This window comes from Niallia alba (assembly GCF_012933555.1).
Classification (GTDB): domain Bacteria; phylum Bacillota; class Bacilli; order Bacillales; family Cytobacillaceae; genus Niallia; species Niallia alba.
The window spans coordinates 4,326,496-4,339,465 of sequence record NZ_JABBPK010000001.1; the positions used below are offsets into that span (position 1 = coordinate 4,326,496).

A 12,970-nucleotide genomic window follows, 5' to 3' on the forward strand; every position below is an offset into this window, starting at 1 on the left:
CTCCTTCTCATCTAGCGTAATCCTATTTATTTTGTTATCTCCACGATTATTAATAATAAACATTATTCTTTTTACAATTGTACCGGTATAATTGTAAAAATACAATATAATTATTTTATGCGCAACTAATTAAGATTAAATTTTTTATCCTATATGCTATAATCGAGCTATAACATTTAGATTGTCGAGGAATGAATATGTTAAAGTACCAGCAAATCGCAGGAGAAATAGAAAAATATATTGAAGAAAACGAACTTAAACAAGGAAGTAAGCTGCCTGTTATCGAGTCATTAATGAAGCAGTACCGTGTAAGTAAAAGCACCATTACGAAAACCTTAGAGCTTCTAGAAAAAAAGGGAATTATTTTTCAAGTAAGAGGAAGCGGTATTTTTGTAAGAAGACAAAAAAGAAAAGGGTATATTAGTTTACTGTCTAATCAAGGATTTAAAAAAGATTTAGAGGATTATATACTTACTTCGAAAATTATCGAGTTAGATGTAAGAAAACCGTCAGAAGAAGTCGCTCTCCATTTAAATATGGACCTAAACGAAGATGTTTATTATGTGAAAAGAATTCGCTATATAAATGGGCAAACCCTTTGTTTAGAGGAATCCTATTATAATAAAGCGATCATTACTTATCTAAATAAAGAAATCGTTTCAGAATCTATCTTTCATTATATAACAGAGGCTTTAGGATTAAAGGTTGGTTTTTCTGATGTTTATTTACTTGTAGATAAGTTAAATGAGGAAGAAGCAAGCTACTTAGGATTGGAAAAGAATTCCCCTAAATTATTAGTAGAAAGCCTCTTTCATTTAACAAATGGACAGCCCTTTGACTTTTCAAAAGTAACGTATAACTACCAACAATCCCAGTTTTTTATTCAGGCGAATAGCCTTTTCTTTTAACAATTTTTAACTAACAGCCTGTATTTTCAAGCTCACAAGTGAGGGACTGCAGAAAAGCAATCCCTCTTTTTTATTTATATTGTCTACAACACTTTTTCTAAGCATGCTAGGAAACTGTCAATGTCCTCTTTCGTTATGACTAATGGTGGTTGAAGAGCTAACACATCTCTATTTAGCCCATTATTTCCAATTAAATATCCAACATCTTTTACCTTTTCTAAAATTTCATCTGTTCGTTCTGCTGATGTAATTAATGGATCGGGAGACTGAATTTGTACTCCTATCATTAACCCTGTCCCCCTTATTTCTTGAATGAACGGGGAATCTATTTGTTGTAATTTTTTCTTTAAATAATCACCTAATTCCTGTGCTTGTTTGACTAAATTGTTTTTTTCCATATATTGAAGAACATTTAAAGCTGTTTGTGCTGCCACTGGATTACCACCAAAAGTGGAAGCTGATGGTTTTGTAAATGCCTCTGCAATTTCACTTCGAGTCGAGAAAGTGGAAATTGGGATGCCATTTCCTAAAGCCTTTGCTGTCACAATAATATCTGGAACAACCCCATAATGTTCGACCGCAAACATTTTCCCCGTTCTTCCATAGCCAGTCTGTACTTCATCAACAATAAGCAGCACTTGATAAGCAGCTAACAGCTCTTGCACCTTTTTTAAATATTCTTCTGGGTACATAATAATGCCACCATTGCCTTGAATAGGCTCCACAATCATCGCAGCAATGTTGTCTCCATGCTTATTTAGAATCATTTCCAGCTGCTTTAAAGACTGCGTCATTGCTTCTTGCGTACTGATTTCTACAGAATGAGGGCGATCAATAAAATAAATATGCTCTTCCACTAATTGATTGTCTAAGCGCCACATTGGAATTCCAGTCACACTTAAAGTTAAATGCGTTCTTCCATGGAGCCCCCTTTTAATGCAATAAAACCTTGTTTTTTCGTGAACAGTCTAGCTAATGCCATGGCACCTTCATTCGCTTCGGAGCCCGTTACACAAAAAAAAGTTCTTGTTATATCTCCCGGTAAGATTTGGGCGAGCTTTTCTGCAAGTTCGACCATCGGCTGAGTTAAATACAGGGTGGTCGTATGCTGGAGATCATTTACTTGTTCGTTCGTTTTCTTTGCAATTTCTGGATTGGAATGTCCGCAGTTTACTAAGGAAACCCCTGCATAAAAATCCGTGTACCTTTTATTCTGCTCATCAAATAGGTATTGCATATATCCTTTTACAATCTGGGGAGGATTTTTGTAAAAATGACCTGTTGCTGGGCAAAAAATATTCTGCTCTTTTAGCGAGTATACTCGCTGGTCCAATAAAACTCATCATACTCTCTCCTTACTATTTTAAATGTGATCTATCTCACAATCCTATTTATTGCAATACAGAAGTTTGCTTTGTGCTCTTATAACTTAAGCACCCAGCAGTATACCCTGCTCTTACAGATGCTATAGAAGCAAATAGTTCCTGACAACTTGCAGGGTAAGCAAGAGCCTCTTGATATACTTTAATAATAGTTTTTAGCTCTTCTGTTGTATAAGTCTGCCCTTCAATCCGATAGCGTAGCTTTTCCCCAAATTGAAGATGCTCTAAGATTGGTAGCATACAAAATTCTTTTGATGTATACAAATGATTTTTGCGATTTTGATCAATATAAACAGGATTTTCTCCTTTATCTGTACATAGCGTTAGAATTTGATTATCTACATAGAAATTATCTTCTTTTTCCTCAGGAGAGAAATAATCTGTATTTTTATATTAATTATGATTCAAATACATCACTCTTAAAGGGCCATGTACAATTAACTCAACCTGCATATTGGCAGTACTTATGAAATTCGCTAACTGATCTGATTTCATTTCTATAGAAGCTGTAAATTCGCTCGCTCCAAGCTTTTCATAAAATTCCATTGCTTTTGCATTAAAAATATTTATATTATAATCTGTAATAACCTTATAATCCGTTCCGTATTTTGCAATTGCACCTAAATTGGAAACCAATAATCCATCAAAGTATATACCATGTTTATCTAAATACTGATCGATGATGTCAAATTGTAATTCATCCATCATTTGTGGCAAATCCAAATATAATTCTGTATCTTTTTTCATGATTACTAATTGCTTTAACTGCTCACTAGTTAAAGGAGTATCTGTCAATAAAACCTCACTTGGTAAGTAGATTCGCTCCACATCAAGTTCTACACAGGCTTTTGCCTGCTCAAAATTATTAACCTTCACAGATAACTTTTTCGAAGAAGACGCTTCTATATTATAAGAACTAAATTCTTCTTTCATTTTGCTAATTGTCCGATCTGTCAGCTTAGGCTCTTCTGTTGGGGTAGAAAAAACTTTTCCAGTTGAATAAAATTTCCCAGTACCTTCATAACGAGTATTAATAAAATCTACTCCGGGCTCTGAAAAAGCATAGGCTGTGGTAAAATCACGCTTTCTATTATTATATAGTTCTTCGGCACCTTGTTTACGTTGGAATGCTAATGGATTATCCAAATAGCGATCAATTGCATCTCCATATGTATTCACTAAATCAACAATAAAGTCTGTTTCCCTCATTCTTCCTTCTATTTTAAAGGAAGTAACACAGGCATCAATTAATTCAGGTATATGCTCATACATATACATATCTTTAGCAGCTAGTGGAAATTCTGTCTTATAAACATAACCGTCTTTTTTCACTCGGTATGGCCATCTACATGGCTTAAAGCATCTTCCACAGTTTGAGCTATTCCCCCATATAAACGAACTATAATAACAGTTAGAACCATTCACTGTACACATATCACCATGAATAAAATATTCCGTTTCTATATCTAAGTGGTTTTGAATGAGCTTAGCTGTTTTTAAGTCCATTTCTCTTGGCAGCACTACTCTTGAAACGCCACATTTCTGTAATGCTTTAACAAACTCAAGGTTATGTGCATTCATCATGACAGACGAGTGAATTTCAAATTGATTAAATTGATGGTCCTGACAGATTTGGAGTATTCCCGTATCTTGAACAATAATTCCGTCAACAGAAATACTGTTGAGAAAATCTAAATATTCGACTGCTTCATTAATTTCATCATTGCATACTAAGTTATTGACTGTCACATATAACTTTTTGCCTTTTTCACGAGAAATGTTCAACACTTCACAAATTTGTTCATTAGAAAATATATCCTTTTCTAATCATCCTCATGTTAAGTTTTTGTCCCCCAATATAAATAGCATCACAATTCGCCTGTACAACTTCCCTAAAAGTTTCCATCGTACCAGAGGGTGCTAAAAGCTCAATCTTTTTCCCATTAAAAAACCTAGCCATATCTTCATCTCCGATTTCTTTAGAAGGTTGTAAATTTCAGATGATTATTAATGAAATAATCCGCTTCGTTACTTTCCCCTCTATATCTACTAAACTATAAGTTAATTATAATGAATGGCCTTTAAACAAACTACAAATGTCATAAAATACTCATATTTAATTATCAGTTAGTTCACATTTTATCTATATTAAGAAAAATTGTTTTAAGTGAATCTAGTTTATTAAAATTAAAAATCCCCTCAAAAGAAGGGATTAAATAGTGTCATATTTTAAATCGATAGACTAATTCCTGTAATTCATCTGACATTTTCGATAAAGCAATTGCTGAGCTTGAAATTTCTTGGAATGAGGCAGTTTGCTCTTCTGTTGCTGCAGCTACACTTTCTGTTCTTTCTAATGTTTCACGAGAAGTATGAGCAATTTCTTCAACAGATTCCTGCACTTCTTGCACTTCTGTAGTAATTTCTTGTGTCGTGTCCGCCATATTTTTAATATGATCGGCTATCGCTTCCACGCGATTCAGTATTTCTTTTATATGTTCATTCGTTTTATCAGATAATTTCATTCCAGAATCTACATTATCTTTTACTAAAGACATATTTGTTTCCGTAGAATTAGATTGGTCGTGAATGGAGCTTATAAGAGTATGAATCTGATTCACAGAAGTACTTGTCATCTCCGATAATTTTCTTACTTCTTCAGCTACAATAGCAAAACCTTTTCCATGTTCTCCAGCTCTTGCTGCTTCAATGGAAGCATTCAATGCCAGCAAATTAGTCTGATTGGAAATATCCTCAATGCTAGTTAAGACATCAATAATTTCATTTGTACGTAAAACTAAAGATTGCAAGCCATTCCCTGCCAAATCGACAGATGCATGAATTGCTTCCATTTGTGTATGCATTTCTGCTAATGCTAATTCTCCATCTTTTGCTTTTCCTTTAATAAGCAAAGACTCGTTTGCAACTTGTGTAGCAGTGTTTGCTACATTCTTAATATTCTCTAAGGTGTTATTAACCTCTATTAAACTATTTTGTGTAATTATGTCTTGTTTATTTCCATTTTCAGCAATGGATTGAACAGCATCTGCAACTTGTTCTGCTGCCACAGTTGATTGTTCCATACTGGAAGCTAATTCGTCAGATGCAAGCGCGACATTTTTAGAAGTTTGTCCTACACTGCCAATCATCGTTTGAAGAGAACCAACAAATGCGTTAAACGAATTGGCTAAATGGCTAAATTCATTTCTCCCATTTACTTTTACTCGTTGAGTTAAATCCCCTTCACCTGAAGCAATATTTTGTAATTGATTATTTATTTTATTCAATGGCCCCATGATTGCCTTTAATAAAAGTAGTCCTAATACAACACTAATAATAATAGATATAATGATAATTACTATTAATATTATTTTCGCTATTTCGTTATTCTGTTGACTCGATTCCTCTATCTTTACTACATCTTTGTTTATATGGTCTACCAACTGATTAACAGCCGGATCGAGTACTTCTTTTCGTAACGATCGCAAATCTCCAAAATGCAAATTCTCTGCAGAAGAAGGATTTTCTACATATAGTCCTGACACTTTATCACTCATTGTCAGATAAGATTGCAAACTTGAATTAAAGGATTGGATGTTTGCTTCATAGATTGGATAATTTGATAAGGCCTCCATTGTTTTCAATGTATTATTGATATCTGATTTTTTCTCATTTATTCCATTGATATATTGATTATCTCCTGTAAGAAGAAAGCCACGTTCATCATTAGAAATCCCTGAAATACGGTATTGTAAATGCGTAACCAAACGTTGCATTTCTTTTGCATCTTCTAATTCTTTACTGTTGTTGATTAAAGATTGCATACTATTACTGCTGTATAAGCCGATTCCTAGCATAGAAATAATTGAAACAAAAAAGATAATAACTAATTGATATTTTATTTTCATTTTATCCCCCTATGTACGTTTTGCTGCAATTGCCTTTTTCTAATGTACCATATATATATCGGAGACAATTATTTTTTATATAGCTTGTATGCGATACCAATTTCATCTACAAAAAAATAAAGTTTATAAGCAGCTTAAGATTGAACTACTTACAAACTTTATTAACGGAACAACTAATTTAACACCTGTATCTTTCCATTATTCGTTTTCAATTTCACTAAATTTTCTCCATTTCCAATCACTGTACTACCTTTATACTTATCCAAAATATTGACGCTACCGTTATCGACTTGAACATCAAATGTTACATTTGTTGGTTCCTTCTCTGTCTCAATCTCGATGCTGCCATTATCTGTTTCTAGCTGTATTGGCATATCTAAAGTTGCAGTTTTCAGAGAAATTCTTCCATTATTGGTTTTCCCTTTAATATCGCCACTTACTTGATCTAGGTTTACTTTGCCATTATCCGATCTTACTTCCACCTTTTCTGAAAGAATATTTTTGATATTGATTCGGCCGTTATTACTTTCTGCTTTTAGCTTCTTAATATTTAGATCTGCTAAATGAACTTTTCCATTATCATTGTTAATTGTCATAGACTCATATTGCTTCTCTGGCAATGTAATCTTTAATGTCAGCGAAGAAAAATCAAGGTTAATAATACCGAACTGTCTTTCTTCCCATTTTACAACAAGTGTTTCCCCTTCTACCTTTGCAGTGAAATTTGGTATTGTTTCCTTGGATCCTTTTCCAAATAACTCCACTTTTGTTTCTGTATCTTTTGTTGGGATGATTTCGATTCCTGCATTATTTGACTCTAATTCTATTGTCGTAATGTTGCTTTGCTTAAACACTTTTTCCTCTGAGATGTCTATTCCATGATTACGGAATGTAAGCAAACTACCTATCGCACCGATTATAATTAGAACAATTCCGATTATCATAAATTTTTTCAAATTAATCATTCTTTAAGCCACCCTTCACCAATTTAGCATTGAACTTTAAGTACTTGACGAATCCATTCATGGAAAGTTTGGTAATATAATACATAGCAATCACGATGAAAATTCCCAATCCTACAAGTAAAATGGACATAAACAATTGGAAATATGCAAATCCACTTGGCTGTAATATGCTATCCACAACGACAAGTAATGGAGAAAGAAGGAAAGAAGCTCCGACAATCCATCCAGATACAATAAGTGCTGCTAATGCAATAAACGGACCAAGAACGATGACAATATTAAAAAATCCTAAACCAATCACTGCCCATATTGCTCGAAAAACATTTCCTGTTGAAATTGCATTCTCTGCCTTTTCGAGATGGTAAGTAGCCATTAACTCCTTAGAGATTTGTTGTGGAGAACCTAATGAAGCAGCAATTTCCGCTTCTGTTTTTCCCTCTTCCAATCCATTGAAGAAATGCTCTTCATAATCATGCAATATATCCTGTTGCTCTTCTATCGAAAGCTTTTGTAATCCAGCTCGTAACTGTTTTAAAAATTGATCTTTAGTCATTATTCACACCTTCTTTTATTAATTGATTCACGCCATTAGAAAATTCATTCCACTCTGCAATAAGTTCATAAAGATACATTCTTCCTTTACCGGTTAACTTATAGTATTTACGTGAAGGACCTTCTGTAGACTCTTGCAAGTAGGTTGTAAAATACTCTTCCTTTGTTAACCTTCTTAAAAGCGGATAAACAGACCCCTCAGAAATTTCTATTTGATTTGATATCTTTTGAACGAGTTCATAGCCATAGCGATCCTTTTTATCTAAAAGGACAAGTACACACAACTCTAATACTCCTTTTTTAAACTGTACATTCACCTTTTCCACCTACCCATATTTATCATACAGTACCTTACAATAAATAGTACTGTTGTATAACTAATACTTCTTGCTAATAATATAACATCTTAGTATTATTCATTGCAAGGTACTGTTTAAAAAATAAATATATTTTTTTCTATGATGACTTTACTAATAAAGAAAACTTCCATCAGTGGGGATTTTTCCTTATCCCCACTGATCGAGTTGCATTTATCAGACCTTAATAGAGGGTTTCCATCTTGAACTGGGGACTTACTGCCATTAAAAGTAAGATAAATAAATAAGGTAACAGAAACTATCCCCTCTGTTACCTTTTGAACTCGAAAAGAGGCTTTACTCCCCTTCTCTATTTCTTCAAATACGTTATTTCATTTTCTTGAATAAAATGACATCCATCAACTAAAGGAGTCTTCTGCAATTGGCTGGAAAATCTATTTAACAATTGGATTAAACCTTCTTTTTCTTCTGGTTTCACATCAAAATTAATTCCATATTGATAGACATCATTATCCTCCTGCTTCCAAACAATCACTCCATTTAATGTTACTTGTTGATTCATTATCATTGCCTCAAACTGTAAAATAAAATCAGATCTCACTGGAAGTTCTAAAGTTGATACTATTTTAATGCCTCCAAAACCAATATCTTTAACCAATACTTCTGTTTTCCCAAGATCAACCTTACGTCCATTTATCGAGATTAGTGTCATCTGCGCACTTAGTGGAAACGTTAAATGGAGACGATTGTATTTTCTTCTATTTTTAATATTGGCCAATTCATCCGGATTAGTTGGATATAGAACTTTCTGTTTAAGTAACCCCTTAAATTCCGGTTCAGAAACCGGCTTACTAAATAGATAACCTTGGATTACGTCACAATTATGACGCTGTAAAAAATCTAATTGCTCCATAGTCTCTACGCCTTCTGCTACAACTGTCATATTTAAGCCTTTTGCAAGAAATATGGTGGACTTAATAATCATTTCAGAACGTTCATTTAATTCTTTTCCAATGAAAGATTTCGACATCGATGGGTTCACCATTTTTTTGAAATACAACGGCTTGATAGTTTTGCGCAGTCCCCTTTAGAGCACCGTCAAAATTATATTTTCTTTTCTCCAAATCTTTTTTCTCAAAAAAAGGAAGAAAACTTTCCGAAAGCTCTTTATCATTGTATCCAAAGATTCTTTTGACTGAATTATTATAATCAAGGACATTTCCATTAACATCTAACATAAATACAGCATCTGGATGATTATCATAAAGAGCTCTAAAAGTATCAGCATTAAGGGCAGATGCATGGTCATAATTAGTAAAATCCGGATGATTTTTTTCATCCTTTTTAAATTTCTGCATAAAATCCTTAAACCCGCTCACTTTTTTCCTCCTCTTCTTACACCATTACCAATTCTTTATTGTTAGATAGCTTAAAATTTGTAAATTACAAACAGTTTGTAGCCAAGCAATATATGGAAGTATTTCTTTTATCCTACTTCTATTTAACTATATTATAAGGAAATTGATCGAAAAAGCTAAATATTATCATTTTATAACTATTTTTTTGGGGGACGAATGAGAAGGATTTATTTGAAGTTTAGCAATGCAAAAAAAAAGAGAGGATTCCTCCCTCTCTTTCTTTCTTCTACTTATACTAATTCCTTACGCCATGCAGTTACATTTTCTGCTCTGTAAATTTCTTCCTTTCCAATAGATTGAAATAAATTCATTTTATATTTTACTATCTCTTTGGCTGCATCAATGCACGCTGGATAAATAGCGTTTGGATCCCATAGCTCAGTTTCAGCCAAAATTTCACGGCATTTTTTATAAAAAGCGTACTTATAATCCGACGAAATATTTACTTTTTGAATACCAATTTGAACAGCTTCTGCAATCTCTTGATCTGGATTAGCCGAGCCACCATGCAATACTAACGGAATATCGACCGTTTCTTTAATTTCCTTTAAAATATCTATTCTAAGCTTTGGCTTCCTATCTTTTGGATAAATACCGTGACATGTTCCAATCGCAATAGCCAACGTATCGACACCAGTTCTTTCTACAAATTCTTGGGCATCTTCTGGTCTTGTATAAATTACTTCTGATACCCCTCCTTCAACAGATGTGCCTGTATTACCAATTGTTCCTAATTCTCCTTCAACTGATACTCCTAGCGCATGACTAACTTCCACTATTTGTTTCGTCAACTGGATGTTTTCTTCTAGTGGGAGTAATGAACCATCGATCATTACAGAACTAAATCCTACATGAATCGCTCGCATAATATCTTCCAGATTCCCACCATGATCTAAATGCAACACAAACGGAACATGACTATTTTTTATTCTTGATAGCACATAGGAAAAAAAATCATCCTTTACAAAGTCTAATTCAGTTGGATGTACAGCAATAATAGCTGGTGAATTATTATTCTCCGCTTCTTCTACTACAACTCTAAGAAAATTACTATCCGCTACATTAAATGCTCCTACTGCGAATTGATGCTTTTGTGCAACTTCTAATAATTGCTTCATATTTAATAACATAATATACTCCTCTTTTCCTTAAATTTATAAAGACTTTCCTTTAGAGCCTGCCAATTCAATATAATATTGAACTAACGCTTTCCCTGCCGTGATGGTTTGATGAATAATATCAAAGTAATCCAGTTCATTAGAATTCAAGTTTTCTTTTATACTATTTAACTGCGCTTTAAAAAAATCAGAACCTACATTAATCTTATTAATACCAAGTGAAATAGATTTTTTTATGTTTTCCTCCCCACATCCGGAACCGCCGTGCAGCACAAGAGGGATACCAGTTTCCCCTTTAATTTTTTCTAAAATATCAAAACGGAAAGCTGGAACATAACCAGCTGGGTAATCCCCATGACTGGAACCGTAAGAAATAGCCAGTGCATCAACATTTGTTTCTTTAGCATATTTAATCGCTAAATCAGGATTGGTATACATTTCATCATCCGTCATATGATTACTAGAAATAGAACCAATATTGCCTATTTCTCCTTCCACACTTGCATCATATATTTGTGCGAACTCTACCATTTCTTTTGTTATTCTAATATTGTCATCAATTGGATAAGCAGAGGCATCCATCATTACACTAGAAAACCCATCTTTTAAACATCTCTTCACAAACCCAATATCCTGCCCATGGTCTAAATTAATGGCAACTTCTACACTCGCTGCATTTGCCATTTCTATAATGGGTCGTGTCAGCAGTTTACTTCCCAAATGCTGAATTAAATGGTCTTGTAATAAATCAATAATAATAGGTGCTTTTAATTCTTGTGCTGCTCCAATCACCGCCTTTGCTGTTTCCAAGTTAAAGCAATTAATTGCCATTACTGCGTAATTTCCCTGATTGGCCCGAGCAAGCATGCCCTTCATTGAAACATACATTCCCTTTTTCCTCCTTTCATACTTCTCTATCAAAAATAGAATTTTTTACACTCATCTTTAAAATGAAATTTTAATATCTGATAAATCTACTTCTTCCTCTTCACTAGATGTTTCTTCTATTTCTGCAACAGGTTCCTTTTTCCATAAAAACAGCATAATTCCTGTAATGAATGAGCCGATGAGTAATGCCAGGCAAAATAGAATTGGATGTGTCATTGCAGGAACAATAAACATCCCTCCCGATGGTACAGGAGATCCCACTCCCCACATCATAGAGAACCCTCCTCCAATTGCTGCTCCAATTGTGCAGGAAGCAACAACTCTAACAATATCAACCGCTGCAATAGGAATAACTCCTTCCGTAATCATGCATATTCCCATTGGAAGAGCAATTTTAATATTATCTTCTTCTGATTTTGTATATCTTTTCTTACGGAATAATTTCGAAAGTCCCCATGAGATAGCCACACCAAATGGAGGAACCATTGATGCTAATATTTTTACAGCCTCTGGCTCGTATATGCCTTCTAATAGCAAACCATCTGCAAACAAAGAAGCCACTTTATTAACTGGTCCACCAAAATCGAATGCTGCCATTCCCCCTAAAATCGCACCAAAAACAAATCGCATGGAACCTTGCATACTTGTTAAAAAGGAGGTTAATCCTTCTGTTGCCCAAACAATCGGAACTCCAAGCACAAAAAACATAAGTAATCCGATAACTAAACTAGAAATTAAAGGTATAATCATCATTGGCATTAAACCCTCTGCCCACTTTGGTACTTTTAATTTCTTTCTTAAAAATAAGACAAAGTAACCGACAATAAATCCACCTAGCATCCCACCTAAAAATCCTGCTCCAATTGCATTTGCTATTAATCCCATTAATAGTCCGGGAGCAATACCTGGGCGATCTGCTATCGAATACGCTATTGCTCCCGAAATAACTGGTGCTAATAAGCCCATTCCAAGCACCCCTAACGAAACAAGTGCCGATGGAATATCGAATGAAGTTTTATAATCTTCAATAACTGAACCACCAGTAAGATTGCCAATCGCAATTAGAAGTCCTGATGCTACAACAAGTGGCAGCATGTAACTAATAGCTGTTAAAGCATGCTTTTTTATTTGCATTTTCTTTAGCATATATTAAACCTCCTCACTGTTTATTTAACTCAGCGTCAATCTTTTGATAAAGTTGTTTCGGAGCCTTTATCGCAATATGAGTTGGTACCTCTACAATTTTTTTGCCTAAAAAACGTTCTTTACCACTTACCTTAATATCTGCCGCAATTATGACCAAATCTGCTTCCGCTATCTCTTTAGTCGTTAATTCATCCTCAATTCCAATCGTTCCCTGTGTTTCAATACGAACCTTATGTCCTAGTTCTTGACCAGCTTTAATCAATTTTTCTTTTGCAATATAAGTATGAGCAATTCCAGAAGTACACGCTGAAATACCAACAATATTCATAACAATTCCCTCCAAATTAATAAGTTTTCAGTAAGATTCA

Annotated in this window: 13 protein-coding genes and 1 pseudogene; 1 reads left to right on the forward strand and 13 read right to left on the reverse strand. The window is 34.0% G+C overall.

Annotated elements, in window-relative coordinates:
- The first annotated feature begins 197 nt into the window (after positions 1-197).
- Complete coding sequence (locus HHU08_RS20610; protein WP_169189182.1) at positions 198-908, forward strand: GntR family transcriptional regulator; 711 nt, start codon at positions 198-200, stop codon at positions 906-908.
- An 83-nt stretch (positions 909-991) separates the two neighbouring features.
- Here HHU08_RS20610 and HHU08_RS20615 read toward each other — a convergent pair.
- The 13 genes and pseudogenes from HHU08_RS20615 to HHU08_RS20670 form a co-directional block, all read right to left on the reverse strand.
- Positions 992-2,145: pseudogene (locus tag HHU08_RS20615) on the reverse strand (aspartate aminotransferase family protein).
- A 154-nt stretch (positions 2,146-2,299) separates the two neighbouring features.
- Positions 2,300-2,530, reverse strand: a complete 231-nt coding sequence (locus HHU08_RS25190; RefSeq protein ID WP_235678837.1) for a hypothetical protein — start codon at positions 2,528-2,530, stop codon at positions 2,300-2,302.
- A gap of 153 nt (positions 2,531-2,683) precedes the next feature.
- On the reverse strand, positions 2,684-4,039 hold the full coding sequence (locus HHU08_RS20620; RefSeq protein ID WP_328823047.1) for a U32 family peptidase: 1,356 nt from the start codon (positions 4,037-4,039) through the stop codon (positions 2,684-2,686).
- Between the two features lie 473 nt (positions 4,040-4,512).
- Positions 4,513-6,198 (reverse strand): methyl-accepting chemotaxis protein, encoded by a 1,686-nt coding sequence (locus HHU08_RS20625; RefSeq protein ID WP_169189183.1) that lies wholly within the window; start codon positions 6,196-6,198, stop codon positions 4,513-4,515.
- Between the two features lie 173 nt (positions 6,199-6,371).
- Entirely contained in the window at positions 6,372-7,163 is a 792-nt protein-coding gene (locus HHU08_RS20630; protein WP_016202096.1) for a DUF4097 family beta strand repeat-containing protein, read from the reverse strand.
- A complete protein-coding gene (locus HHU08_RS20635; RefSeq protein ID WP_169189184.1) occupies positions 7,156-7,716 on the reverse strand; it encodes an HAAS signaling domain-containing protein in 561 nt (186 codons plus the stop codon). Before HHU08_RS20635 ends, HHU08_RS20630 begins: the two co-directional genes overlap by 8 nt.
- On the reverse strand, positions 7,709-8,032 hold the full coding sequence (locus tag HHU08_RS20640; RefSeq protein ID WP_016202094.1) for a PadR family transcriptional regulator: 324 nt from the start codon (positions 8,030-8,032) through the stop codon (positions 7,709-7,711). Before HHU08_RS20640 ends, HHU08_RS20635 begins: the two co-directional genes overlap by 8 nt.
- 349 nt (positions 8,033-8,381) lie before the next feature.
- Complete coding sequence (locus tag HHU08_RS20645) at positions 8,382-9,062, reverse strand: PilZ domain-containing protein (RefSeq protein ID WP_169189185.1); 681 nt, start codon at positions 9,060-9,062, stop codon at positions 8,382-8,384.
- Positions 9,028-9,411: a PAS domain S-box protein gene (locus tag HHU08_RS25195; RefSeq protein ID WP_016202092.1), complete on the reverse strand. Its 384-nt coding sequence runs from the start codon at positions 9,409-9,411 to the stop codon at positions 9,028-9,030. Before HHU08_RS25195 ends, HHU08_RS20645 begins: the two co-directional genes overlap by 35 nt.
- A 269-nt stretch (positions 9,412-9,680) precedes the next feature.
- On the reverse strand, positions 9,681-10,580 hold the full coding sequence (locus HHU08_RS20655; protein ID WP_169189186.1) for a ketose-bisphosphate aldolase: 900 nt from the start codon (positions 10,578-10,580) through the stop codon (positions 9,681-9,683).
- 24 nt (positions 10,581-10,604) lie between these two features.
- Positions 10,605-11,456: a class II fructose-bisphosphate aldolase gene (locus HHU08_RS20660; RefSeq protein ID WP_169189187.1), complete on the reverse strand. Its 852-nt coding sequence runs from the start codon at positions 11,454-11,456 to the stop codon at positions 10,605-10,607.
- 57 nt (positions 11,457-11,513) lie between these two features.
- Complete coding sequence (locus HHU08_RS20665; RefSeq protein WP_169189188.1) at positions 11,514-12,602, reverse strand: PTS fructose transporter subunit IIC; 1,089 nt, start codon at positions 12,600-12,602, stop codon at positions 11,514-11,516.
- Between the two features lie 13 nt (positions 12,603-12,615).
- Positions 12,616-12,930, reverse strand: a complete 315-nt coding sequence (locus HHU08_RS20670; protein WP_169189189.1) for a PTS fructose transporter subunit IIB — start codon at positions 12,928-12,930, stop codon at positions 12,616-12,618.
- Between the last annotated feature and the right edge of the window lie 40 nt (positions 12,931-12,970).